Raw genomic sequence first — 25,042 nt, 5'->3', positions numbered from 1 at the left:
TGCGGGCGTGAGCCTGGCACGCCGCCTCATTGCGGCTGGATTCAGCGACCTCGACAAGGGGGAGCGGTTCCTCGCTGCGCCGGAACTGGAAGGGCTGGACCAGGACAGGCTGTTTGCGGGCCTGCAGTTGGCAGCCAGTCCGGACACGGCGCTGCAGTCCCTGGTCCGCCTGATCGAAAAGCACCCGGCGCTCCGGGAACTGGCCACCGCCGACCCCGACACCAGCGAACCGATGTACCGCGTGCTGGGTGCGTCCGAAGCCCTGGGGGAGTTCCTGATACGGCATCCGGAACACCTGGAGGCCTTCCAAGTCCGCGCCAGCCCCGAGCCGCTGCAGTCCGATCCTGCCGCCCTGCGCGGGGTCCTCCTGCAGTCCGTGGGCGCTGACCCCCGCGCTGCCCGGCCCGTGGCAGCCAGCACCGGGAATGACGCCTATGCGGCGCTTCGCACGGCGTACCGCAGGGGTGTGGTGGACCTCGCCGTCAAGGACCTGTGTGCGGCCGATCCGCTGGATTTCCTCCCGTCAGTGGGAGCGGAACTCGCGGACCTTGCCGGCGCAGCCATCGAAGCGGCCCTTGCCGTCTCGCGCGCAGAGGCGGGTGAGCAGTACGGCGCCGGGGACGTTGCCGACGTCGGCCTTGCCGTGATCGGGATGGGCAAGTGCGGCGCCCGCGAACTGAATTACATTTCCGACGTCGACGTCATCTACGTGGTGGACCCCGGCACCCTCGATGACGCGAAGGCGAACACCATAGGAACAGCGCTGGCGAGCGGAATCTCCCGCGCCATCTCCTCCGTTGCCCGTGAACCGGGCCTGTGGGAGGTGGACGCGAACCTTCGGCCGGAAGGAAAATCCGGACCATTGGTCCGCACCCTTGCCTCGCACCAGACGTACTATGCCCGCTGGGCTGAAAGCTGGGAGTTCCAGGCGCTGCTCAAGGCCCGGACCATTGCCGGCGACGCAGACCTTGGCCGCCGCTACGAGGAAGCCGTCGCACCGCTGATCTGGAGTTCGGCAAGCCGGGACGGATTCGTGGAATCGGTGCAGGCCATGCGCCGCCGGGTGACCGAACACATTCCGGCTGCGGAGGAGCAGCGCCAGATTAAGCTTGGCCGCGGCGGGCTGCGTGACGTCGAATTCACCGTGCAGCTGCTCCAGCTGGTCCACGGCAAAGCAGACGAAACACTCCGACGCCGGGACACTACCTCCGCCATCGCTGCCCTGTCCTCCGGGGGCTACATAGGCCGCTCGGACGCGGCCGCCTTCGACAACGCCTACCGCTACCTGCGCCTGCTGGAACACCGCATCCAGCTCTTCCAGCTGCGCAGGACGCACCTGATGCCCGTTGCCGAACCGGCGCTCAGGTCGCTGGCGAAAGCCGTGCTGGGCCCCTTCTCCAACGAGCGTCCCCATCCGGACGCGCTGCTGTCCACCTGGCAGAAAACCAAGCGCTCCGTCCGGGAACTGCATGAGCGCATCTTCTACCGGCCGCTGCTCAACACGGCGGCCAAGCTTAGCAGCGAAGACGCCAAGCTGACGCCGGAAGCAGCCGAGGGCCGCCTGGCTGCCCTGGGGTACCGGGACCCGAAGGGCGCCATGCGCCATATCGAGGCCCTGACCGCTGGCGTCAGCCGGCGCGCAGCCCTCCAGCGGCAGCTGCTGCCGATCCTGCTCGACTGGCTGGCTGAAGGCGTGGACGCGGACGCGGGGCTCCTTGCGTTCCGGCGCGTCAGCGAGGCCCTGGGAACCACGCACTGGTACCTGGGGATGCTCCGGGACTCCAATGCGGCCGCAGAGCGGTTGTGCCACATGCTGTCCAACTCACGGCTCATTGCGGATCTGCTGGAGGTTTCGCCGGAGTCGGTGGCCTGGCTGGGCCAGGACAAGGACCTGGCACCCGTGGGGTTCGATGCCCAGTGGCAGGAAATCACCTCCAAGATGTCGCGGCACGCGGATCCGGAAAGCGCCATGCGCCTCATCCGACTGATCCGGCGCCGTGAAATCCTCCGGATCGCCATCGCCGATTCAGCCGGACTGCTGGACCAGGACCAGGTGGGGAGGGCCCTGGCGGATACGGACAGGGCCGCGGTCCTGGGGGCCCTGCGCGTGGCGGAGGGCATCGTCTCCGCCAACGGGCCGCTGAAGACCACCGTGCTGGTGGTTGCCATGGGACGGCAGGGCGGCCGCGAGATCGGCTACGGTTCGGACGCGGATGTGATGTACGTGCACAGGGCCCTGCCCGGGTTCAGCCCCGAAGAAGCACAGGAACAGGCCACCCGGATCGTCAACAAAGTCTCCACCCTGTTGACCCAGCCCTTGAAGCCCGCCATCATGGCCGAGCGGGTGCTCCAGATGGACGCGGACCTGCGCCCCGAGGGGAAGAACGGTGCCATGGTCCGATCCCTCGACTCGTTCGCAGAATACTACCGGCGCTGGTCCCTCATCTGGGAGGCGCAGGCGCTGCTCAGGGCCCGTCCCATGGCCGGCAATGACGACCTGGCCAGGGACTTCCTGGAACTCATCGAGCCCATCAGGTATCCGGAATCGGTTGCGGAGACGGACGTGCGGGAAATTAGGCGGATCAAGGCGCGCGTGGAGTCCGAACGACTGCCCCGCGGCGCCGACCCCGCACGCCACCTCAAGCTGGGCCGGGGCGGATTGAGCGACGTCGAATGGCTTGTCCAGCTCCTGCAGCTGCAGCACGCCGGCAGCCACCCGGAGCTTCGGACCACGTCCACCCTGGAAGCGCTGGACGCTGCCGCCCGGACCGGCCTGCTCGCACAGGACGACGCCGGCCTGCTGGCCGCCGCCTGGCGTCTTGCAAGCCGGATCCGGTCCGCGAACGTCATCTGGAGCGGCAAGGCCTCGGACCTTCTGCCGTCGTCCCGGCGCGACCTGGAAGCCGTTGCCCGCTGGTGCGGATACGAACCGGGACAGGCAGCGGCACTGGAGGAGGACTACCTCCGGGTCAGCCGCCGGGCCCGGGCGGTCTTCGAGCGGGTCTTCTACGGCCAGTAGCCGGTAGGAGGCGGCGGAAGGTGGCAGGGACGGCTGACACCTGTCGGGGCCCGGTGCTAGGTTGAGCGCATGGCTAGCCAACTCTTCCTCAACCTGCCTGTCCAGGACCTCCAACGCTCAGTCGGTTTCTTCACGGCCCTGGGCTTCACCTTCAACCCCGATTTCACGGACGAGAACGCCACGTGCATGGTGGTCAACGAGAACGCGTACGTAATGCTCCTGGTGGAGGCCTATTTCAAGACCTTCACCACAAAGGGGGTCGCCAGCACCAGGGATTCAGCCGAGGCAATCATCGCCTACTCCGTGGACAGCAGGGAGGCCGTGGACCAGGCAGTGCAGTCTGCCCTGGCCAACGGCGGCTCCGCGTCGCAGGATGCCCAGGACTACGGCTTTATGTACAACCACAGCTTCCAGGACCCGGACGGGCACCTTTGGGAGGTCTTCTGGATGGACCCTGATGGCCCGCCCGCGGAGTCCCCCTCAAACGAAGATTCTGCCGGACCGCAGACCTGAACGGCGTGGCCACGGACGTCTGGCTGATTTCGCTCCAGGACCTCGACGACGACGCCCGCGCCATCCACCTCGAGGCAGTTGCCGGCCTCGAAATGGGGCCAGGGCAGGACAGGTTTGTTGGCGATCCGCTCCGGATGGCCCTCACCGGGCTTGCCGAGGAATCACGCCGGCCCTATGTCATCGAGTCCGCCGGCCGGGCCGTCGGCGTCCTGACCCTGCAGGCCGCTGCGGCGCGCCTGGCCGGCTGGCCGGACGACCACTCTGCGTGGCTCCTCAGGGGCTTCCTGATCGACAGGCGCGAACAGGGCAGGGGACTTGGTCCGCTCGCGGCAGCCGCCGCCGTGTCCGCCGCCCAAAAACTCACGGCCAGGCACCACACCGGGGAGGCCGGCGTCGTTCTTTCCGTCAATGAAGCGAACGCTGCGGGCCTGTCCGCCTACCGCCGGGCCGGGTTCGTGGACCGGGGACAATACACCGGCGGGCAGGCGGGTCCGCAGCGGATCATGTTCCGCAGTTTTTGACCACAATGGCATAACAGGCGGCGGGCCGTATTGCGCTGAGAAAGCGATTGCCCGATCATGTGGAATGGCGGTGTTCTTCAACCTTGTTGGGGGGAGGGCTGAAACTGGTCTTCGTCCCGGGGGGCATTCGTCAGGGGGTCCGGCTCCCGGTCTCAGCACGTCTGGAGCCGGGCTCCCACCTTCGGGCCACACGCAAAAGGCGGCCACCGGTGAACCGGTGGCCGCCTTTGGTGTCTCAGAAGACGGTGATGCTAGACGCCGTAGTAGAGCTCGAACTCGTAGGGGTTCGGGCGCAGGGACAGCGGGCGGATCTCGTTCTCGTACTTGTACTCGATCCAGGTGTCGATCAGGTCCTGGGTGAACACGCCGCCGGCCTGGAGGAACTCGTTGTCCTCGCGCAGGGCCTCCAGTGCTTCCTCGAGCGTGCCCGGAGCCTTGGGGATGTCCTTGGCCTCTTCGGCGGGGAGCTCGTAGAGGTCCTTGTCGATCGGGGCGGGGGGCTCAATGCGGTTGCGGATGCCGTCGATGCCGGCCATCAGCTGGGCAGCGAACGCCAGGTACGGGTTGGAGGAGGGGTCCGGAGCGCGGAACTCGATGCGCTTGGCCTTGGGGTTGGAGCCCGTGATCGGGATGCGGATACCTGCAGAGCGGTTGCCCTGCGAGTAGACCATGTTGACCGGAGCTTCGAAGCCCTTGACCAGGCGGCGGTAGGAGTTCACCGTCGGGTTGGTGAAGGCCAGGACGGCGGAGGCGTGCTTGAGCAGGCCGCCAATGTACCAGCGGGCGGTGTCGGACAGGCCGGCGTAGCCCTTCTCGTCGTAGAACAGCGGCTCGCCGCCGTTCCACAGCGACTGGTGGCAGTGCATGCCGGAGCCGTTGTCGCCAAAGACCGGCTTGGGCATGAACGTTACGGACTTGCCCCAGGCGTCTGCGGTGTTCTTGATGACGTACTTGAACTTCTGCAGGTCATCGGCAGCGTGCGTCAGGGTGGTGAACTTGTAGTTGATCTCAGCCTGGCCGGCGGATCCAACTTCGTGGTGGCTGCGCTCGACCTCAAGGCCGGCCTCGTCCAGGGCGACACACATGGCGTCGCGCAGGTCAGCCTGCTTGTCGGTGGGGGAAACCGGGAAATAACCGCCCTTGACGGGGGTCTTGTAGCCCAGGTTTCCGCCTTCTTCCTCGCGGCCCGTGTTCCAGTGGGCTTCCTCGGAGTCGATCTTGTAGAAGCTGCCCTGCGGGGAGGACTGGTACTGCACGTTGTCGAACACGAAGAACTCAGCTTCGGGAGCGAAGAATGCGGTGTCGGCGATGCCGGTGGAGGCCAGGTAGGCTTCGGCCTTCTCGGCCACGCCGCGGGGGTCGCGGTGGTACGGATCGCCAGTGCGGGGGTTGACGATGGAGAAGTTCAGCGCCAGCGTCTTCTCCATGCGGAAGGTGTCCAGGAACGCAGTGGTGACGTCCGGGATCAGCTGCATGTCAGATTCTGCAATGCCCTGGAAGCCACGGATGGAGGACCCGTCGAAGAGCTGGCCGTTGACGAAGAAGTCGGCGTCAACGCTCTTGGCCGGCACGTTGAAGTGCTGCTGGACGCCGGGGAGGTCGGTGAAGCGGATATCGACGAATTTAATATCTTCGTCCTTGATGAACTTGAGGACTTCGTCCGCAGTCTTGAACATCTATGCTCCTAACGCATATGTAATATCTGGCTGGCAAGCCAGCTGATCCAGCGCAATCCGACGCGCAGGGAAACGCAGTTTCCCTGCTGTAAGTACCCTGCTGGTATTACCTGCCCTCTACTGCCTGGCGGCGGATTGCTTGAAACTGGTAACAGCCTATGGACGCGGCATTTCCCGTCCGTGTCCGCATTGTTTCGGGCAGGTTACATAGTGCCCTGATATGGCAACGCTATCTTCCGTCCACTCTGTGGTCTAACTCCATCCACAGTGTGGTCGGCGGGAAGTCGCTAAGCTTGGACCGTGGTAGATCGCAAAGACATCGGCTCCTGGCTCTCCGGCCCCGACACATCGGGCATCTCGAAATATCCGGGGGAGCGGCTGGGACTGCCCGAGTCGGGGCCCGGCTCCATTGCGCGGGCGGGCCGCAGGATCGCGGCCATCATGATTGACTGGGGCATCGCGCTCCTGATCAGCAACTTCGCTTTCGGGGGAGATCCGTGGGCCACCCTGGCGATCTTCGCCGTCGAACAGACCCTGCTGATAGGAACCCTTGGCTACAGCATCGGACACCGTGCCATGGGCATCCACGTGGTCAAAGCCGGCGGCGGGCCGGCCGGGCCGCTGGCCGCGCTGGTGAGGTCCCTGCTGCTTTGCCTGGTCATTCCCGCGGTCATTTTCGACCCCGACCACCGGGGCCTCCACGACAAGGCCATGGACACGCTGCTGGTGCGGCGCTAAAGGCTGCAGCCCCGGACTTCCCGGCCTCGACGCCCGCTATACGGAGCTGGCTTCCCGAACTGCCGCGGTGCCTGGTGATGCCGGTGCGGCGTCCAGGTAGTTCCGCTTGTCCGCCCAGCGTTCGAACAGGACTGTGGCGAACGGGAAAACGGCGGAGATGCCTGCGAACAGCGCCACGACGAAGGGCCACCGCTGCAGCCTCCAGAGGGCAAGGGCGGCAATGCCATAGCCCACAAAGAGTGCACCGTGTATTGGTCCGGCAACCTGGACGCCTATTTCGGTGGTGCCGGCAATCCATTTGAAGTACATGCCGATAAGGAGCGCCGCCCAGCTGAAGGCTTCGGCGATGGCCAGGATCCGGAATGCGCGGATCACCGCTGTTTTCTTGTAGGTCACGATAACGTCCTCTCCTGCCGTGAAAGCGGCAAAGAAACGCCCCGGCTGCCGGCCGGAGCCGGAACCGGGGCAGGTTCAAAAACTAGCGTCCGCGGTTGGGACGCGCCTTGTAGGGGTCGATGCCCTTGGGGATCGGGAGGCGGTTGCCCAGTGAGGAGATGCGCTTGGACACTGCGTTCACCTCAAGCTTGGTCAGTTCCTTCTTGAGCTTGCCCATCTTCTTGGCCACCTCGCTGATGGGCACCTGCCCCTCGCCCCGGCCGCTTTCGATGACGTGGACGGTGACGTTCGGCAGGATGCGCGCAAGGCGTTTGCGTTCCGCGTCCAGCAGCGGCTTTACCCGGTGCGTGGGGCCTTCGCTGACAAGGACGACGCCGGGACGGCCGATGGCGCGGAAGACGGCGTCCTGCGTCCTTGGGTTAACGGCAACAGGCTGTTCCTCGGTGATCCAGCCGCGGCGGAGCGTTCCCAGTGCGGCGCCGGAAGCGCCGGGCTGGTTCTCGATCTGGGCGAATGCGGCGCGTTCTGCCCTGCGGGACAGGATGAACGTGGCGCCAAGCAGGCCCAGGGGGATGCCGATGATCAGGCCGGTGATCCAGTTATCCAGCCAGAAGCCCACCAGGAAGCTGACAGCCACGACGCCAAGGAAAACCAGCAGCATCAGCCACGGGACCATGGGGTCATGACGGCGGGTCATGGTGAAGACTTCGCGGATCTGCTTGAGCCGGCTGGGCTTCTTGGCCTTCGCTTCTTTCGGCTTGCGGGAGAAGAGGCCACGCTTGACTGCGCTGGAGCCAGACGGAGTGGAGTTGCTGGAATCAGGGGATTTCGCCATAGTGCCTTAATTCTACGTGACCAAAGCGGAAGGGCCGGCACCGAATTGTTCAGGTGCCGGCCCGTCGGGGACGCTGCGTTTTATGGGTACTGCAGATCAGTGGTGTGCTGCGATGAGGGAGCTGGCTTCCTGGCGGGTGCTGCCGGAGGACTCGATGTGGGCGAGTTCGGCGGGGATCTCCCAGCCCTTCTTCCGCATCGCGGTGGCCCAGAGCCGCCCGGCGCGGTAGGAGGAACGGACCAGCGGCCCGGACATCACGCCGAGGAACCCGATCTCGGTGGCCTCGTCCTGGAGGTCCACGAATTCCTGCGGCTTGACCCACCGGTCCACCGGCAGGTGCCGCTCACTCGGGCGCAGGTACTGGGTGATGGTGATCAGGTCGCACCCGGCCTCGTGCAGGTCCCGCAGGGCCTCGGAGATCTCCTCGCGGGTCTCGCCCATGCCCAGGATCAGGTTGGACTTGGTGACCATGCCCAGGTTCCGGCCCTGCGTGATCACATCCAGGGACCGCTCGTACCGGAACGCCGGACGGATCCGCTTGAAGATCCGCGGCACCGTCTCGACGTTGTGCGCGAACACCTCGGGCTTGGAATCGCAGATCGCTTTGATGTGCTCGGGTTTGCCGGAGAAGTCCGGGATCAGCAGTTCCACGCCGGTGCCGGGGTTCAGCTCGTGGATCTTCCGGACCGTTTCGGCGTACAGCCACACGCCCTCGTCTTCGAGGTCGTCCCGGGCCACGCCGGTGACGGTGGCGTAGCGCAGCTGCATCGCCTGCACGGAGCGGGCCACCTTGGTGGGTTCGAACATGTCCACCGGGGAGGGCTTGCCGGTATCGATCTGGCAGAAATCACAGCGCCGGGTACACTCGGACCCGCCGATCAGGAACGTGGCTTCCTTGTCCTCCCAGCACTCGAAAATGTTGGGGCAGCCGGCCTCCTCACACACCGTGTGCAGGCCTTCTTTCTTGACCAGGTTCTTGAGCTGGACAAACTCCGGGCCCATCTGGACCTTCGCCTTGATCCACTCCGGCTTACGCTCCACCGGAACAGCAGAATTGCGCTGTTCAACGCGCAAAAGCTTCCGGCCTTCAGGTGCCAATGTCACAGTAGTGCTCCTTCGGGGGTAGCGACCAGGGCGTCTTCATTCTTGCGCAGTTCTTCAGTAATGCGGGACACGAGGTCAGCCGGGGCGACGTCACGGCCCGTTTCCTGGGCGATGGTTGTCACGCCGGCATCAGTGATGCCGCAGGCGATGATCTGGGAATAAGGGGCGAGATCGTTGTTGCAGTTGATGGCGAACCCGTGCATGGTGACGCCCTCATGTACCCGAATGCCGATGGCGGCGATCTTCCGGTCCGGGCCCTTGCTGTCCGCGGTGATCCAGACACCGGCCCTGCCCTTGATGCGGACAGCGGTGATGCCGTAATCGGCCAGCACCGCGATGATCACGGCTTCCAGGCGTTCCACGTAGTCGCGGATGCCTGCCCGGTTCTTCAGTTTGATGATGGGGTATCCCACCAGCTGGCCGGGACCGTGCCAGGTCAGTTTTCCGCCCCGGTCCACGGGGACCACCGGCGTGCCGTCGAAGGGCCGTTCATGATCTTCGGTCCGTTTGCCGGCGGTGTAGACCGCCGCGTGTTCCAGGAGGAGGACAGTGCTGGGGGCCACCCCCGCGACCACTTTGTCGTGGAGTTCGCTCTGGATCTGCCAGCCACGCGTGTAGTCGACAAAATCGGGAGCAAGACCCAGCTGTGAAAACTCAAGAGTCATGGCATCCAGCTTAGACGCCGCGGCGTCCCGTGCCCGGTTTAGTGCTTAAGCTCACCCGCCTGCCGGACGCCCGTCACACGGAGCCCCAGGCGGTGGCGGCACGCTGCCGCGGAGCCTGTGGATAACTTCTGCACGGCGAAGAGGATTCGGCTAGACATGTCGTATGGAAATTTCGCAGGTGCCCGAGGTGCCCGGCTTCGCCGTGGGACGGAGGCTGGGCCGCGGAGGGAGCGCGACGGTCTGGCTGGCCAGGGAAGACCGGACCGGACGGGAGTTTGCCCTCAAGTGCTTCCACCCCGGCAAGGGCGGCCCAGCCGGTGGCGAACCGCTGACTGAGGACGCGGTCCGGCGCGAGGTCCGCATCCTGTCAGTCCTGGACCATCCGCACCTGGTCAAGGCATATGACGCCGTCCGGTTTCCAGGACAGCCGGAAGGCTGCACGGCCCTGGTGATGGATTATGCGCCGGGCGGGTCCCTGGCCGGCCTGGTAGCCAGCCGCGGAAAGTTGAGCGTTGGCGAAACGGTGACGGTGCTGACACCCATCGCCCAAGCGCTGGGATACCTGCACGGCAAGGGATTCACCCATGCGGACGTCTCGCCGGGAAACGTCCTGTTCACCGGACAGGGCAAGCCCTTGCTGTCCGACGTCGGCATCGCGCGGATGCTGGGCGACCCCGGCTGTGCTGCAGCGTCAGGAACACCGGGCTTCGTGGACCCGTCACCGGTGGACGCCGTGCGTGGGCTGCAGCCCGAACGGGATGTCTATTCGACGGCGGCGCTGGGCTGGTTCTGCCTCACAGGCCAGGCTCCGCCCAGGACCTCGGGCCGGCCGCCGCTGCCGCTCCTGGTCCCGGACGTTCCGCGGGAGCTGGCCGCTGCACTGGAAGCAGGCCTGAACGAGGACCGGCGTGCCCGGCCCACCGCCGCGGCGCTGGCAACGGCCGTCTACCGCAGCGCGTCGCCCCGGCCACTGGACCTCGCGTCCTCCGTCCATCCCACGGTGATTCCGGAGCTGTTGACCCGCCGGCAGGACGCGGCGGCGTCCCGGCCGGGGGCAGCTGCGGAAAAGTACAAGGCTGCAGGCAGGTGGATCGCCACTGCCAGGTGGTCCTGCCTGCCCTTCTCCGGCCTGTCTTTTGCTGGGCCGCGCATGCCGTTCCCACAGCCCGTGAACGAACGCCGCCCTTCCGGCGGGAAGCACGCCGGGCGAGCGGACGTTGGCAGCACGCACGCTGGCTCGGCAGATGTAGGCACAGCAGATGCCGGCACAACAGATGCCTGGCTGGCACGATCCAGCCCAGCAGATGCCGGCGCGGTACGATCCAGCCCAGCAGATGCCGGCACGGCACAACGCGCCCCAGCTCACCCCAGCAGGGGACGGCGCCGCTCGCCCCTGCAGCGGCGCGCGCCACTGGTGCGCGGCATCCTCCCTGCGGCCGGCGTGGTGGCGGCCGCGGCATGGTGGCTTGCAGGGGCAGCAGAATTGCCGGTGAGGCCAGGTCCTACGCCGGAGTCCGTCACTGCCCGGGAGTCCGTCCTTGGTCAGGAACCCGACGGCGGACAGGGGCCAGATACTCCGGCAGGTGGGACTGCGGCACATGAAATTGCAGCAAGTGAAACTGCTGCCAGCCAAACGGCACAGGCCATCTCCGGCGCCCCCACCGAAAGTGGCGGAAGCGAGCAGGGAACAGTGAAAGACAGCGGGGGCGGCAACAGTGGCGGCCCTGGCGCTGTCGCCAGGCAGCAGGCGCGGGCGTCGGACCCCCTCCAGGCTGTCCAGGGCCTCGCTGCCCTGCGGGACCTGGCGTTCAGCACGGGAGAGTTCGGGCTGCTCGCCGAGGTGAATGCGGAAGGCTCGCCGGCAGCTGCAGCCGATGGGCGGACAGCCGAACGGCTTCGCGGCTCCGGCCACGTCCTCGCCGGGTTTTCCAGCACCCTTGCCGGGCTACATGTGGAGGACGGAGCCACTGCCACCCGCACCCTGGTGCAGGTGCGCTCCAGTTCCTCCGCCTATGAGGAGCAGGACGCAGGGGGTTCCGTCGTCGGGACGGGCCCGGCCACCACCAGCCGCCAGATCCGTCTGGTCCTCGTGGCCGTGGACGGCACGTGGCGCATCAGCGAAATCCTTCCAGGGGACTGATCCCCACCTAGTCCTTGCCGGCAACCCACTGGGCGGCCTGTGCCAGCGTGGGATGCTGCCACCTGAACCCGGCTTCCAGGAGCACCGCGGGTTCCATGCGCTGGCTGGAAAGCAGGAGTTCCTCCGCCAGGTCACGCATCAGCAGCCGCAGCACAAAGGCGGGTACCCGCAGGGCTGCGGGCCGGTGCAGTGCATGGGCAATTTCCCCCACCAGGGTGCCCACGTCGGCCTGCTCGGGAGCGCACAGGTTCACTGGCCCGCTGACCCGTGACTCGAGCAGGAAGAGGAATGCCGCTGATACGTCCGGCAGGGTGACCCAGGGCCAGTACTGCCGGCCGCTCCCCAGTGGCCCGCCCAGACCCAGCCGGATCAGGGGCAGGAGCTTGCCCAGCGCCCCGCCTGAACGGCTGAGGACAACGCCTGTCCGCGTGGTCACCACCCGCACCCCGTCCGGGGCCGTACGGGCCGCGTCCTCCCACTCAACGCAGATCCGGGACAAGGTTCCCGATCCCGGCGGTGCGGACTCCCGAAGGACGGTGTTGCCGGCGTCGCCGTAGTAGTTCGAGCCGGACTGGCTGATAAAGACTGCCGGGGGGGAATCCAATTGCCGCATCGCCTGCGTGAGGGTCTGTGTTGCACCAACCCGCGAGCTGAACAGCTCCTCCACCCGTTTGCGGGTCCAGGGCCGGTCGCCGATGCCGGCGCCGGAAAGGTTAACCACGGCGTCCGCCCCGGCCAGCGCCTGCGGATCCAGGTCGCCGGCCGCGGGATCCCACCTGATCTCGGACGCGGAGGCGGGGTCCCCCCTGACCAGGGACACGACGTCGTGACCCGCCTTGGTGAAGGTTTCTGACATGGAAGTGCCGAGGAGCCCGGAGGCGCCGGCCATGACGATGCGCATGGTCCATCTCACCACGCCACAGCGCCGGCAGCACCTCCCGACAGGCCGCAGGAGGGTTGACTATGATCGAACGATGACCTTTTCCAGCTACTTCCGTTTCCCGCATCTGCACGGCGATCTGGTCACCTTCGTGGCCGAGGACGATGTGTGGATCGCGCCCCTGGGCGGCGGCCGCGCCTGGCGCGTCTCGGCACTCCAACTTCCCGCCCGCAACCCCCGCTTCACCCCCGACGGGAAGCGGCTGGTGTGGACGGTGGTCCAGGGAACGGCGCCGGAAGTGGTGTCGGCAGAAGTCGACGGCGGCGGGTACCGGCAGCTGACCTTCTTCGGCCACAGCACAACGCGGGTCAAGGGTTTCACTGCCAGCGGTTCAGTGGTGGTCACCAGCGCGTTCCGCCAGGCCGAAAGCAGGCACACACACGCCTACAGCGTCCCGCTGGAGGGCGGCTGGGCTGAGGAACTCCCGTACGGGCCGGTTGAGTCCGTGGCCTTTGGCCCGGAGGTGGGTGACGAACGGCCCGTGGTGGTGGGCAGCGTGCTGTCCCGCGAACCTGCCTGGTGGAAACGCTACCGCGGCGGCACCGCGGGAAAGCTGTGGATCGACGCCGACGGCAACGGAGAGTTTGAACGCCTTGTGCCGGAGCTTGACGGCAACCTCGCCGATCCCATGTGGGTGGACGGCCGGATCGCCTTCCTTTCGGACCACGAAGGCTACGGCAACCTGTATTCGGTCCTTCCCAGCGGAAAGGACCTGCGCCGGCACACGGACCACGAGGACTTCTACGTCCGGCATGCCGCCACTGACGGCAATCGCGTCATTTTCGAATCAGCGGGCGAGCTGTGGGTACTGCACGACCTCAGCTCCGACGCCGTTCGGCTGGACATCACCCTTGGCTCCGCCTCGCAGTCCAGGCGTCCTGCCCTGCTCAAGACCGCCAGGCACCTCGGTGCGGCAGTACCTGACACGACCGGCTCCGCCAGTGCAATCGAAGCCCACGGCACCATCCATTGGCTGCGCCACAAGGACGGACCGTCCCGCATCATCGAGGCGACGCCGGGTGTCCGCGCCCGCCTGCCCCGGCCCCTGGGGGACGGCCGGATCGCCTACCTTGCCGACCACGACAATGTGGAGGCGTTGTACATCAAGGACATCGCGGCTCCGGTGCCGCATGCCGGGATTGCCGGCACGGAACGGAGCGCGGGACCGGGTGCCGCCGCAGCCCCCAGCGCGGCGGACGTTCCTGCGCCGGTGGCCGCAGGAAAAGAAGAGGCCGTAGTCCTGCCGCAGCCGGTCCCGGCTGCCGGTGCTGCCGCGCTGGCCGGGAACCCCGCGCTGGCCGGAAACACCGTGCCTGCCCACGCCTCGGATGAGCAGGCCGACGTTGCTCCTGAAGCCGGCACCTCCGCCGCCGAAGCACAGGCGCTTCCGGCTGCAACCCGCATCGACTTTCCCCGTCCCTCGCGTGCCAGCGCCCTGGAAGCCAGTCCTGACGGGCAACGGCTCGCCCTCGGCACATCCTTCGGCGAGGTTTATGTGGCGGACACCCGCACAGGTGAACTGACGCTGGTGTCCAGCATTGGCGAGGGCACGGTTGCCGACCTCTCGTGGTCGGCGGACTCCCAGTGGCTCGTGTGGTCGGAGCCGGTCACGTCCTTCGGTTCCCGCAGCCGGCTGCGGATGGCCAACGTGGCAAAGCCGGGATCCGTCCCGGTGGATGTCACGGACGGCCGTTTCGGAGACAAATCCCCGGTCTTTACCCCGGACGGGAAGTTCCTGGCGTTCCTGTCGAACCGCAGCTTCGACCCGGTGTACGACGGACATTCCTTCGACCTCTCCTTCCCCAGCCCCATCAAGCCGTACCTTGTGGCACTCTCGGCGGACACGCCGTCGCCCTTTGGTCCCGCGGTGGACTCCGAAGCGGGGGAAGCTGCAGCCGCAGGGGGAGACGGACAGGCCCCGGACGGGGAAACATCAGCACCGGACGTCCGGGTGGACGCCGAGGGACTGGCGCACCGGGTCATCACCGTTCCCGTGCCGCAGGGGAACTACACCTCCCTGAAGGCAACTGAGGGAGCCCTGCTGTGGCTCGACTGGGCCCTCGCCGGGGTCACCGGCGACGGCAAGGCCAGCCAGGACGACAAAGACGCCCGGCCCAGCCTGGTCCGGTTCGACCTTGGACGGCGCAAGCAGACCACACTGGTGGACGCGCTGGACAGCTACCGCCTGTCAGGGGACCGCAGCAAGGTGGTGCTGGTCTCCGACAAGCAGGTCACCGTGGTTCCCGCCGATGCCAAGGCGGATGAGGAATCCGGGAAGCTGGTCAAGGTTGACCTCGGCCGGATCCGGGTCATGATGGAACCGCTCAGTGTGTGGGGCCAGGCCTTCGACGAGGCGTGGCGGCTGCAGCGCGACTTCTTCTGGACCGAGGACATGGCCGGCCAGGACTGGGAATCCATCCACAAGCGCTACCGTCCCCTGGTGGAGCGCCTGGGCTCCCACGATGACCTGGTGGACCTCCTGTGGGAACTGCACGGCGAACTGGGAACCTCGCACGCCTACGTCCGGCCGGCACTTGTCACGGAGAACGGCAGCCACGGCCAAGGCAGGCTGGGGGCCGACCTGGCCTACACGTCCGCCGGATGGGAAATCACGCGGATCCTTGCCGGCGAGTCCTCAGACCCGCTGGCGACGTCGCCCCTGACCCGGCCCGGCGTCGGCGGCAAGGCGGGGGACATCCTGCTCGCCATCGACGGCGTGCCGCTCTCGGAAAGCGTCACCCCGGCCATGCAGCTTGTGGGAGCAGCAGGGCGTGCCGTCGAGCTGACCCTCCTGAACGGTGCCGCGCACGGAGCCGCAGCGGGCACCCAGCGCCGCGTCGCCGTCGTGCCCGTCAAGGACGAGGAGCGCCTCCGGTACCAGGAATGGGTGGCCTCGAACCGGCGTACCGTCCGTGAAGCGTCGGCAGGCACGTTCGGCTACCTCCACATACCGGACATGATGGCGAACGGCTGGGCACAGCTGCACCGGGACCTTGACACCGAAACTGCCCTGGACGGACTGATCGTCGATGTCCGGCGCAACCGCGGCGGGCACACCTCGCAGCTGGTGGCAGAGCTCATTGGACGCAAGGTCACGGGCTGGAGCATGCCCCGCGGGGAAAAGCCGCGGACATACCCCCACCATGCGCCGCGCGGCCCGGTGATTATCCTTGCCGACGAGTTTGCCGGCTCAGACGGGGACATCATTACGCAGGTGTCCAAGCTAAGGGGGATCGGACCGGTCATCGGAACGCGCACCTGGGGCGGGGTTGTGGGCATTGACAACCGCTTCGCCCTGGCCGACGGCACCGGCGTGACGCAGCCGCGGTACGCCACCTGGTTCGGCGGCGGAGTGGGCTGGAGCGTGGAGAACTACGGTGTGGACCCGGACATCGAGGTCACGTTCCCGCCCCATGCCTACGCGGCGGGCCGGGACCCCCAGCTGGAGTACGGCATCGGCGCGCTGAAGGAAATGATCCAGGAACTGCCCACCGACCGTCCGCCGGCCCGCGAAGGCTACCGCCGGCTGCGTCCCGCTCCGCTGCCGGCACGCCGCCAGGGGAAGTAGCCCCGGCAGCAGAAGCCGCATCAGCAATAACCCGCAGCGCAGCAAAAAGCCCTGCCTGGCCGGAATGGCCAGGCAGGGCTTGTTTACTCTTGCCGGATCAGGACTCCAGGGTCGCATCCAGGGTGATGTCGATGCTGGCCAGGGCGCCGGACACGGGGCAGCCCACCTTGGCCTCGCCCGCGATCTTCTGGAACTCCTCCTCGGAAATGCCGGGGACCCGCGCTGACATGGTGAGGTGGCTGCCGGTGATTCCCGTGCCGGGAACAAACGTCACGTCTGCCTTGGTGCGGACTTCCTCCGGTGTGTGGCCCGCCTTATCGAGCTCGTTGCTGAAGGCCATGGAGAAGCACGCGGCGTGGGCTGCGGCGATGAGTTCCTCCGGGCTGGTCTTGCCGTTGGCCGCTTCAGTGCGGGCCTTCCAGGTGACATCGAACGTGCCCAGGCCCGAGGTGGCCAGGCTGGTGGTGCCGGCACCTTCCGTCAGGTTGCCGTTCCATACTGCGTTTGCTGAACGTGTTGCTGCCATGTTCACTCCTCAGGTCGATGTGTACCGGGGCAGGCCGCTGCCTGGACCCCGCCGTGTCCCATCCTAGGGACAACACCCGCGGCATGCACCGGCTGTCCGCTGTCAGAGGATTATGACAGGGGCATGAGACGACGACGGCGACGCTCCCTTGGAAGGGAGCGTCGCCGTCGTGGTTTTAGCCTGGGGCCTTACTGCCAGAGCGTCGCAATGGCGATGTTCAGCAGCGCGAGTCCGCCTACGCCGTGCGCCAGGCCTGCGCTGATGTCCTCGCCCTTCTTGTACTTGCGGCGGCCGATGAAGGCGAGCACGCCAACCGCGAGGGCTACTGCGAACTTGATGCCGAGCTTGAAGTAGTTGGCGTCCATGTCCAGGGCCGGGATAAGCCCCATCAGGGCGACGCCGGTCAGCAGCTGGAGCATGGCGCCGTCGAACTGGCGGGGGTGGACGGTGGGCTTCTTCATCTGGCCGATCCAGATGCCGACGATCATGGCGGCGCCGACGATATGCAGGAAGACCACGATGTTATAGACGATGTTCATGGGACCAGTGTAGCCATTCGTTCTACCGGGCGTAGTAGCAGGGCGGGCGCGTGGTGCCCCGTCCGCCCTAGGTGCCGTGCGGGAGCCCGCCGGAGCACCGGAGCGTTAAACGACGACGGCGGCGCAGGCAGTCCGGGAGGTATCCCGCCGTTGCCTGCACCGCCGTCGTGTGCGTCCGGGTGTTACAGCCCCAGGTCCGCTTCGAAGGCGCCTTCTTCAAGGCGTGCCTTCAGGGTCTGGAGGAAACGGCCGGCGTCCGCGCCGTCCACCAGGCGGTGGTCGTACGTCAGGGACAGGTACATCATGGAGCGGATGGCGATCGAATCGTCACCGTTCTCATCGGCCACCACCACGGCGCGCTTGACGATGGCGCCGGTGCCGAGGATGCCCACCTGCGGCTGGTTGATGATCGGGGTGTCGAACAGGGCCCCGACCGAGCCGATGTTGGTGATGCTGAACGTGCCGCCGGACAGCTCGTCCGGGCCGATCTTGCCGTCGCGGGTGCGGCCGGCAACGTCGGCGATCTTGCCCGCCAGTCCCGCAAGGTTCAGGCTGCCGGCGTCGGAAATGACCGGAACCAGCAGGCCCTTGTCAGTGTCGACGGCGATCGCCAGGTGCTCGGCGTTGTGGTAGGTGATCTCCTGCTTGTCCTCATCGTAGGCAGCGTTCAGCTTGGGGTGCTGCTTGAGGGCCTCGGCGACAGCCTTGGCGATGAACGGCAGGAAGGTCAGCTTGACGCCGTTCTGTGCCTGGAAGGAGTTCTTGGCGCGGGCACGGAGCTTGGCGACCTTGGTCATATCCACTTCGTGGACCTGGGTCAGCTGAGTGGAGACCTCAAGGGACTCGCGCATGCGGCGGGCGATGACCTGGCGGATGCGCGGGGCCTTCTGGGTGGTGCCGCGCAGCGAGGAAGCGGCCTGGCCCGCGGATGCGGAGGCTGCCGGGGCGGACGCTGCCGGAGCTGCGGGCGCGGCGGCGGGAGCTGCCTTTGCCTCGGCTGCGGCGATGACGTCCTGCTTGCGGATGCGGCCGCCAACGCCGGTGCCGGAGAGGGAGGTGATGTCCACGCCGTGCTGGTTGGCGAGCTTCCGGACCAGGGGAGTCACATAGCCCGACTCGGATCCGCCTGCTGACGGGGCAGCCTCTTCGGACGCCGGTGCAGCAGCCTGGGGAGCGGGTGCAGCCTTGGGTGCGTCCTGCTTGGGCGCTTCCTGGGCGGGAGCGGCCTGCGGTGCGGGTGCTTCAGCCTTCGGTGCTTCGGCCTTGGGCTCTTCCTTGGCCGGTGCCTCGGTGGAGGGGGCTTCGGCCGGGGCGGCAGCAGCGCCTGAACCGATAACGGCAAGGACGGATCCGACCTCTGCGGTCTCATCCTCGTTGACGCGGATTTCCTGGAGGGTACCGGCCACGGGGGAGGGAATTTCGGTGTCGACCTTGTCAGTGGAAACCTCCAGCAGGGGCTCGTCCACCTCCACGGCGTCGCCAACAGCCTTGAGCCAGCGGGTGACGGTACCTTCGGTGACACTCTCACCGAGGGCCGGCAGGGTGACGTCGTGGCTTTCGCCGCCGGCGGCCGGTGCCTCGGGTGCGGACTTTTCCTGCGCAGGTGCTTCTGCGGGAGCGGGCGCCTCGGTGGAGGGGGCTTCGGCGGGAGCCGGCGCTTCCTCGGCAGCGGGGGCCTCTTCGGCGGGCGCCTCTTCGGCCGGTGCGCCGCCGCCGGAGCCGTCCCCGATGCGGACCAGGGGAGCGCCGACCTCGGCGGTCTCGTCCTCGGCCACCAGGATTTCCTCAATCACGCCAGCTACAGGAGAGGGGATTTCAGTGTCTACTTTGTCGGTGGAGACTTCGAGCAGCGGCTCGTCCACCTCTACCCGGTCACCTACCTGCTTGAGCCAGCGGGTGACGGTTCCTTCGGTGACGCTCTCACCGAGGGCGGGCAAGTTAACGGATTCAGACATGTCGTCCCCGTTCTCCTTATTGATCTTTAGTGCGGATGATTGCTGCCGTTTGGCCAGCCTAGTGCACCCGGCATTCCGTGCCGGGTGCACCAGGCCCTTGGGTGTTGGGGAGACTAGCCGTGAAGAGGCTTGCCGGCGAGTGCCATGTGGGCTTCGCCCAGGGACTCGTTCTGGGTGGGGTGGGCGTGAAGCAGCTGGGCCACATCCTCCGGGTACGCTTCCCAGTTGACGATCAGCTGGGCCTCGCCCACCTGCTCGCCCATGCGGGCGCCGATCATGTGGACGCCCACCACGGGGCCGTCCTTCTGCCGGACCAGCTTGACCAGGCCGGACGTGCCCAGGATGGAGCTCTTGCCGTTGCCCGCGAGGTTGTATTCCTGGGTCTGCACCTGGTCCTCGCCGAACTTCTCCTTGGCGGCCTTTTCGGTGTAGCCCACGGTGGCGATCTCCGGCTCGGAGTAGGTGACCTTGGGGATGTTGATGTCCTCGACGACCACGGGCTTCAGGCCGGCGATTTCCTCGGCCACGAAGATGCCCTGCTGGTAGCCGCGGTGCGCCAGCTGCACGCCGGGGACGATATCTCCCACCGCGTAGATGTTGCCGACGCCCGTGTGAAGGCGCTCGTTGGTGATCACGAAGCCGCGGTCAATGGTGATGCCCGCTTCCTCGTAACCGAGGTTGGCGGTGACGGGGCCGCGGCCCACGGCAACGAGCAGCAGGTCGGCTTCGAACGTCTTGCCGTCCACCAGGGTTACCTTGACGCCGTCGTCGTTCTGCTCGACGCCCTGGAAGAACACGCCGGTGGAGAACTTGATGCCGCGCTTCTTGAAGGCACGCTCGAAGTTCTTGACGATGGTGGCGTCCTCGTTGGGAACCAGCGAGGGCAGGCCCTCCACGATGGTGACGTCCACGCCGAAGGACTTCCACACAGAGGCGAACTCGACGCCGATGACGCCGCCGCCGAGGATGATGGCGCTCTTGGGGATGAAGTCCATGGTCAGGGCCTGGTCGGAGGTGATGACCTTGCCGCCGAGCTCCAGGCCGGGCAGGGTGCGCGAGTAGGAACCCGTGGCCAGGACGATGTTCTTGCCCTTGTACGCGGTACCGTTCACCACCACGGTGTCGGTGCCCTGGAGCTTGCCTTCGCCTTCGATGACGGTGATGCCCTTGGACTTGATGAGTCCCTGCAGGCCCTTGTACTTGCCGGCGATGATGCCGTCCTTGTACGCGTTGACGGCATTGATGTCGATGCTGTCAAGGGTGACGTTCACGCCGTACTTGGCGGAGTCGCGGGCGTGGTCTGCCAGCTCCGCGGAGTGCAGGAGGGCCTTGGTGGGGATGCAGCCGTTGTGGAGGCAGGTGCCGCCCAGCTTGGCCTTCTCCACGAGGCCGACGGTGAGGCCAAGCTGTACTGCCCGGAGCGCGGCGGCGTATCCGCCGCTGCCGCCACCGAGTACCAGGATGTCGAATTCTTGCGCAGTTGCCTGATCGGCCACTTAAACGCTCCCTCGCGTGAACGATGACGCGATCTGCGCGCATCATCTGGTCTTGGAACTTGCACTGCCGTGATTATGCCAGCAGGCCAATTCTCTTGCATTTGTGACTACCGTGGTTCACCTTAGCGAACCACTTATCCATGCTCCACCCTGGCACCACGATTGTGGAGCGCTTGTGTCGAGTGTCACGCGGCTTTGTGGCACAGGGATCACCGGTCCCGCAAAGCCGCGTAACAGCACGTCGGAGGCCGCCAAATGGTCAGGCGGCGGCCAGGATGTCCTCCACGTACGCCACCAGGGTCCGGACGGTGCAGCCCGTTCCCTGCTTGTGCGTGTAGCCGTACGGGCTCCCGTTATTAAAGGACGGCCCGGCGATGTCGATGTGGGCCCAGGGGATCTGTTCCCCGTCCTTGCCCTTACCCACGAACTCGCGGAGGAAAACGGCGGCGGTCATCATGCCGCCGTGGCGTTCGCCGATGTTGGCGAGGTCGGCGACCTGCGAATCCAGGCTGGGCCGCAGTTCCTCGGGCAGCGGCATGGGCCACACGAGTTCACCGGCCCGGTCCGCTGCCGCCTTGAGCGGGCCCGTCACGCTCTCGGATCCCATGACGCCGGCTGTCCGGTTGCCCAGGGCGATGAGCTGCGCCCCGGTGAGCGTGGCAACGTCGATGATGGCGTCCGGGTACTCGCGGCTCGCGGCCACGATGCCGTCGGCCATGACCAGCCGCCCCTCGGCGTCGGTGTTCAGGACCTCAACGGTCTTGCCGCCGAACATGGTGAGGACGTCAGCCGGGCGGGAGGCGGCGCCGGAGGGCATGTTCTCGGCGATGCAGAGCCAGGCGGTGGCCTTGACCGGCAGGCCGAGTCCCGCGAGCGCCAGGACAGTGTTAAGGACGACGGCGGCCCCCGCCATGTCGCTCTTCATGTCGCCCATGCCCAGCGCCGGCTTGATGGAAATGCCGCCGGTGTCGAACGTGATGCCCTTGCCGACCAGCGCGATCTTCGAGGTGGCCTTGGCAGGGGAGTACTCCACCTTCACCAGGCGGGGCTGGCGTGCCGACCCCTTGCCCACGCCCATGATGCCGCCGAAACCTTCCTTCTCAAGGCGCTTCTCGTCCCAGACGGTCACTTTGACGGGCAGCCCCTTGGCGAGGTCCTTCGCGGCGTCGGCGAAGGTTTCCGGGTAGAGGTGGCTGGGCGGCTGGTTGACCAGGGACCGGGTGGCGTTAACCGCCCTGCCGATCAGCGTGGCCCGCTTGAGGACCTCGTCCAGTTCCTTCTGGCCGGCCAGTTCAGTGAAGATCACGGCATTGCGGACGGGGTCCTTCAGGCCGTCCTTGGAGGACCGGAACTCGCTGAAGGAATAGGCGCCCAGCGCGGCACCTTCGGCTACGGCCTCGACGTCGGCGAGGGACGCCGTCGGGAATGCCAGGGCAACCGTGGCCAGGCCGGCGAGCTGGCGGACGGCGGAGCCTGCTGCCCGCCGCAGGGCTTCCCCTGCCAGTGGCTCCGAGGCTGATACCTTGCCCACCCCGGCAAGGACCAAAACGCCCGCGCCGGTCTCGGGAAGGCCCGGAAGGCGCACCAGCTGGTCCGCCGCCCCCGTAATGCCGAGGGCCTTCAGGGAATCGGCCAGCGCCTCGGCGGACCGGGCCGTCAGCGGGTTGTCCAGGAGGACGGGTCCGTCCGCACCCTGCCCCACACCTATGACGACGGCGTCACTGGGGGTTTTCTTCAGGTCCCGCGAGAGGGTACTAAGGTTGATTTCAGTATTCTTGACCACGCGGATCAGTCCTCGATTCTCGAAAGATGTTCGGGCAGGGGTGCATGTTCGGCGCTCTGCCATGGTTGCCCGGGTACCGCCGTTCGGAACGCAGTCCGGGTGCCTGCGGGCCCGCCTGGCAGGCCAGTTCCGATCGTAGCCCTTCCGTGTCTGAGCTGGTGAATCCCGTGAGAGCTGCGCCACAGCCGGCGCCGGAATGCCCGGCCGTCCCGGGGCGTTGTAAAGAATGTCCACCCGCACCTGTGAAAGGAACATGCCGTGCTTGAACGGATCTCCGGCTCCCTGCTGGACCCCGATGCGCTCTATGCGAGCAACATTGAGCTGTTCCACAGCCCTGAACTCCGCGGGCTGAACCTGGTGATGGGCTTTACCGGCTTCGCTGACGCAGGGCACGTGGTGAAGCAGATCAATGCCGAACTGCTGGACTCCCTCGACGCCGAGCCGGTGGCCGTTTTTGATGCGGACCAGCTTATTGACTACCGCTCGCGCCGGCCGCACCTGACGTTCGTGGAGGACCACCTCCAGGACTACCAGGAACCCCGGCTGGCCCTGTACCGGCTGATGGACGGGCTGGGAAAGCCTTTCCTGCTGCTGGCAGGCTTCGAACCGGACCTGCAGTGGGAGAGGTTCGCACGGGCCGTGGTGGGTATCGTGGAGAAACTCGACGTGAACCTGGTGACCTGGATCCACTCCATCCCCATGCCCGTTCCCCACACCAGGCCGGTGGGCGTGACAGTGCACGGCAACCGCCCTGACCTGATCGAGGGCATCTCTGTCTGGAAACCGACGGTGGAGGTCCCCGCCGCCGTGGGCCACATCCTGGAACTCCGCCTGGTGGAGGCAGGACGCAACGTTGCCGGTTACGTCATCCACGTGCCGCACTACCTGGCCGAGGCGGAATACCCCACCGCCGCCGTCGCAGGCCTTGAATACCTGGGCGCCGCCACATCCCTGATGCTCCCCTCGGACAGGCTCCGTGAGGCAGGGCGCGAGGTAGGCCGGCAGATCGCGGAACAGATCGACGCCTCCGAGGACGTCCAGCAGGTCGTGTCGCGGCTTGAGGCCCGCTACGACGAAAAGGCCGAGGGCACGGTCCGCCGGTCGCTCCTGGCGGACGAGAACGATGAGCTGCCCAACGCCGACGACCTGGGGGCTGCGGTGGAGGCGTACCTGGCCCGGGAGAACCCGGGCCAGTAAAGGCCGCGGCGGGCGCCCGGGCATAATGAAGTGGTGACTGCACCCCGCGCCTGGCTTATCTGGACCATCGGAATTTTCGGGTACCTGGTGGCTGTGGCGCAGCGCACGTCCTTTGGCGTGGTGGGACTGGAAGCCACCGAGAGGTTCCAGGCCAGCGCGTCAGCGATCTCCTTCTTCACCGTCCTTCAACTCCTTGTCTATGCAGGACTGCAGATTCCCGTGGGGCTGCTGGTGGACAGGTTCGGCTCCCGTGCCATGATCGCTGGCGGTGCAGTCCTTATGGGCCTGGGCCAGCTGCAGCTCGCCTTCGCAGACAGCATTCCCGGGGGAGTTGCAGGCCGGGTCCTGGTGGGCGCCGGGGACGCCATGACATTCATCTCCGTGATCCGGCTGATTCCGCTCTGGTTCGCTCCTGCCCGGGTGCCGCTGGTGACGCAGCTGACGGGCATGTCCGGCCAGCTCGGCCAGCTGTTCAGCGTCATCCCCTTCGCCTTCGTCCTGCATCTCGCGGGCTGGACCCCGGCGTTCCTCATGCTTGCCGGGATGTCAGCGCTCGCCGTCGTCCTGACCCTGGTGCTGCTGCAGGACGTCCCGCCGGGAACCGCCCGCCCGCAGGCCCAGCAGGGGCTGCGGGCTACCGGGTCCTCGCTGGCCCGGGCCTGGCGCCAGCCGGGGACCCGCCTGGGGCTCTGGAGCCACTTCACCATCCAGTTCAGCGGTACCGTGTTCGCCATGACCTGGGGCTACCCGTTCCTGCTCTCCGGCCAGGGCCTGGACGCCGGAACGGTGGCGGCCCTGATGGCCCTCTACGTCGCCGCCGCGATGGCGGTGGGGCCCTTCATCGGACGCTTCGTCTCCCGCCACCCGTTGCGGCGTTCCACCATGGTCCTGCTCATCGCCGGCGCTACCGCGGCAGCGTGGGCCGCCGTCTTGCTGACCCCCGGCCGTGCCCCGCTGTGGCTGCTGGCCGGTCTTGTGGTGGTGCTCGCCGTCGGCGGGCCGGGGTCCATGATCGGCTTCGACTTTGCCCGCACCTTCAACCCTGCACACCGGATCGGGACGGCCACGGGCATCGTCAACGTGGGCGGGTTCATCGCCGCCCTGGTGGCGATCTTCCTGATCGGGCTCGTGCTGGACATCCTTTTTGCCAGCGGCTTTTCCCAGGGCGTCCTCTACGGCCTGGATCCCTTCCGGATCGCCCTGAGCGTCCAGTTCCTGCTGCTGGGGTTCGGGGCAGCAGCCATGCTCGTGTGCCGGCGCAAAGTGCGGCGGCAGATGGCCGCCCAGGGCGTGGTTGTGCCACCGCTGCGCAGCGCCCTCGCCCGCCAGCGGCGCGAAAACCTTGCACGGCGCCGCGGGTCCTCCCTCCCGGACGAGTGACACTGGTCCTCCACAGGCCTGGTTTCCGCACATAGCCGCTTTCCGGCCTTA

At 66.9% G+C, this 25,042-nt stretch carries 19 protein-coding genes; 8 read left to right on the top strand and 11 right to left on the bottom strand.

Annotated features, from left to right (window positions below; genetic code table 11):
• Positions 1-7 precede the first annotated feature (7 nt).
• The 3 genes from IEX33_RS17630 (at position 8) to IEX33_RS17620 (ending at position 4,053) form a co-directional block, all read left to right on the top strand.
• Complete coding sequence (locus IEX33_RS17630; protein ID WP_188732228.1) at positions 8-3,019, top strand: bifunctional [glutamine synthetase] adenylyltransferase/[glutamine synthetase]-adenylyl-L-tyrosine phosphorylase; 3,012 nt, start codon at positions 8-10, stop codon at positions 3,017-3,019.
• 69 nt (positions 3,020-3,088) lie between these two features.
• On the top strand, positions 3,089-3,532 hold the full coding sequence (locus IEX33_RS17625) for a VOC family protein (protein WP_188732227.1): 444 nt from the start codon (positions 3,089-3,091) through the stop codon (positions 3,530-3,532).
• Between the two features lie 5 nt (positions 3,533-3,537).
• A complete protein-coding gene (locus tag IEX33_RS17620) occupies positions 3,538-4,053 on the top strand; it encodes a GNAT family N-acetyltransferase (protein WP_188732226.1) in 516 nt (171 codons plus the stop codon).
• A gap of 251 nt (positions 4,054-4,304) precedes the next feature.
• Here the strand turns inward: IEX33_RS17620 and glnA are convergent, their stop codons facing one another.
• A complete protein-coding gene (gene glnA / locus IEX33_RS17615) occupies positions 4,305-5,729 on the bottom strand; it encodes a type I glutamate--ammonia ligase (protein ID WP_174177032.1) in 1,425 nt (474 codons plus the stop codon).
• Positions 5,730-6,029: 300 nt separating this feature from the next.
• Here glnA and IEX33_RS17610 point away from each other — a divergent pair, with 300 nt between their 5' ends.
• The gene (locus tag IEX33_RS17610) at positions 6,030-6,467 is read left to right on the top strand and encodes an RDD family protein (protein WP_104188642.1); all 438 of its coding nucleotides are present in this window, start codon (positions 6,030-6,032) and stop codon (positions 6,465-6,467) included.
• A gap of 36 nt (positions 6,468-6,503) precedes the next feature.
• Here the strand turns inward: IEX33_RS17610 and IEX33_RS17605 are convergent, their stop codons facing one another.
• From IEX33_RS17605 to lipB, 4 genes are all read right to left on the bottom strand, one after another.
• The gene (locus tag IEX33_RS17605) at positions 6,504-6,863 is read right to left on the bottom strand and encodes a DUF3817 domain-containing protein (protein WP_188732225.1); all 360 of its coding nucleotides are present in this window, start codon (positions 6,861-6,863) and stop codon (positions 6,504-6,506) included.
• An 82-nt stretch (positions 6,864-6,945) separates the two neighbouring features.
• Positions 6,946-7,698, bottom strand: a complete 753-nt coding sequence (locus tag IEX33_RS17600) for a DUF4191 domain-containing protein (RefSeq protein ID WP_188732224.1) — start codon at positions 7,696-7,698, stop codon at positions 6,946-6,948.
• Between the two features lie 96 nt (positions 7,699-7,794).
• Positions 7,795-8,802, bottom strand: coding sequence for a lipoyl synthase (gene lipA / locus IEX33_RS17595; protein ID WP_188732223.1), 1,008 nt, complete (start codon positions 8,800-8,802; stop codon positions 7,795-7,797).
• On the bottom strand, positions 8,799-9,467 hold the full coding sequence (gene lipB / locus IEX33_RS17590) for a lipoyl(octanoyl) transferase LipB (protein ID WP_229675445.1): 669 nt from the start codon (positions 9,465-9,467) through the stop codon (positions 8,799-8,801). The genes lipA and lipB overlap by 4 nt, the downstream gene beginning before the upstream one ends.
• A 163-nt stretch (positions 9,468-9,630) precedes the next feature.
• On the opposite strand from lipB, the gene IEX33_RS17585 reads away from it, so the two are divergent.
• Positions 9,631-11,607: a serine/threonine-protein kinase gene (locus IEX33_RS17585; protein WP_188732222.1), complete on the top strand. Its 1,977-nt coding sequence runs from the start codon at positions 9,631-9,633 to the stop codon at positions 11,605-11,607.
• A gap of 7 nt (positions 11,608-11,614) precedes the next feature.
• Here the strand turns inward: IEX33_RS17585 and IEX33_RS17580 are convergent, their stop codons facing one another.
• On the bottom strand, positions 11,615-12,508 hold the full coding sequence (locus IEX33_RS17580) for a TIGR01777 family oxidoreductase (RefSeq protein ID WP_188732221.1): 894 nt from the start codon (positions 12,506-12,508) through the stop codon (positions 11,615-11,617).
• 73 nt (positions 12,509-12,581) lie between these two features.
• On the opposite strand from IEX33_RS17580, the gene IEX33_RS17575 reads away from it, so the two are divergent.
• Positions 12,582-16,115 carry a S41 family peptidase gene (locus IEX33_RS17575; RefSeq protein ID WP_188732220.1) on the top strand — a complete coding sequence of 1,178 codons (3,534 nt, stop codon included), beginning with the start codon at positions 12,582-12,584 and terminating at the stop codon, positions 16,113-16,115.
• Positions 16,116-16,212: 97 nt separating this feature from the next.
• Here the strand turns inward: IEX33_RS17575 and IEX33_RS17570 are convergent, their stop codons facing one another.
• The 5 genes from IEX33_RS17570 to IEX33_RS17550 form a co-directional block, all read right to left on the bottom strand.
• Entirely contained in the window at positions 16,213-16,641 is a 429-nt protein-coding gene (locus IEX33_RS17570) for an OsmC family protein (RefSeq protein WP_104187558.1), read from the bottom strand.
• A 188-nt stretch (positions 16,642-16,829) separates the two neighbouring features.
• A complete protein-coding gene (locus IEX33_RS17565) occupies positions 16,830-17,180 on the bottom strand; it encodes a hypothetical protein (RefSeq protein WP_066275205.1) in 351 nt (116 codons plus the stop codon).
• Between the two features lie 182 nt (positions 17,181-17,362).
• Positions 17,363-19,135: a 2-oxoglutarate dehydrogenase, E2 component, dihydrolipoamide succinyltransferase gene (sucB, locus tag IEX33_RS17560; RefSeq protein WP_188732219.1), complete on the bottom strand. Its 1,773-nt coding sequence runs from the start codon at positions 19,133-19,135 to the stop codon at positions 17,363-17,365.
• A gap of 113 nt (positions 19,136-19,248) precedes the next feature.
• Positions 19,249-20,631: a dihydrolipoyl dehydrogenase gene (gene lpdA, locus IEX33_RS17555; RefSeq protein ID WP_188732218.1), complete on the bottom strand. Its 1,383-nt coding sequence runs from the start codon at positions 20,629-20,631 to the stop codon at positions 19,249-19,251.
• A gap of 259 nt (positions 20,632-20,890) precedes the next feature.
• Entirely contained in the window at positions 20,891-22,414 is a 1,524-nt protein-coding gene (locus IEX33_RS17550; RefSeq protein ID WP_188732217.1) for a leucyl aminopeptidase, read from the bottom strand.
• A gap of 258 nt (positions 22,415-22,672) precedes the next feature.
• Here IEX33_RS17550 and IEX33_RS17545 point away from each other — a divergent pair, with 258 nt between their 5' ends.
• A complete protein-coding gene (locus tag IEX33_RS17545; protein WP_188732216.1) occupies positions 22,673-23,611 on the top strand; it encodes a proteasome assembly chaperone family protein in 939 nt (312 codons plus the stop codon).
• A gap of 33 nt (positions 23,612-23,644) precedes the next feature.
• The gene (locus tag IEX33_RS17540) at positions 23,645-24,991 is read left to right on the top strand and encodes an MFS transporter (RefSeq protein WP_104187570.1); all 1,347 of its coding nucleotides are present in this window, start codon (positions 23,645-23,647) and stop codon (positions 24,989-24,991) included.
• Positions 24,992-25,042 lie beyond the last annotated feature (51 nt).

It is taken from the genome of Pseudarthrobacter scleromae, assembly GCF_014644515.1.
GTDB lineage: Bacteria > Actinomycetota > Actinomycetes > Actinomycetales > Micrococcaceae > Arthrobacter > Arthrobacter scleromae.
This window is presented reverse-complemented; position numbering and strand designations above follow the sequence as displayed.

Bases quoted from the DNA above. Each gene is read 5' to 3' on its own strand.
- IEX33_RS17625 (WP_188732227.1), top strand. From the start codon at position 3,089: ATGGCTAGCCAACTCTTCCTCAACCTGCCTGTCCAGGACCTCCAACGC.
- glnA (WP_174177032.1), bottom strand. From the start codon at position 5,729: ATGTTCAAGACTGCGGACGAAGTCCTCAAGTTCATCAAGGACGAAGAT.
- IEX33_RS17600 (WP_188732224.1), bottom strand. From the start codon at position 7,698: ATGGCGAAATCCCCTGATTCCAGCAACTCCACTCCGTCTGGCTCCAGC.
- lipB (WP_229675445.1), bottom strand. From the start codon at position 9,467: ATGACTCTTGAGTTTTCACAGCTGGGTCTTGCTCCCGATTTTGTCGAC.
- IEX33_RS17585 (WP_188732222.1), top strand. From the start codon at position 9,631: ATGGAAATTTCGCAGGTGCCCGAGGTGCCCGGCTTCGCCGTGGGACGG.
- IEX33_RS17580 (WP_188732221.1), bottom strand. From the start codon at position 12,508: ATGCGCATCGTCATGGCCGGCGCCTCCGGGCTCCTCGGCACTTCCATG.
- IEX33_RS17575 (WP_188732220.1), top strand. From the start codon at position 12,582: ATGACCTTTTCCAGCTACTTCCGTTTCCCGCATCTGCACGGCGATCTG.
- IEX33_RS17570 (WP_104187558.1), bottom strand. From the start codon at position 16,641: ATGGCAGCAACACGTTCAGCAAACGCAGTATGGAACGGCAACCTGACG.
- IEX33_RS17565 (WP_066275205.1), bottom strand. From the start codon at position 17,180: ATGAACATCGTCTATAACATCGTGGTCTTCCTGCATATCGTCGGCGCC.
- sucB (WP_188732219.1), bottom strand. From the start codon at position 19,135: ATGTCTGAATCCGTTAACTTGCCCGCCCTCGGTGAGAGCGTCACCGAA.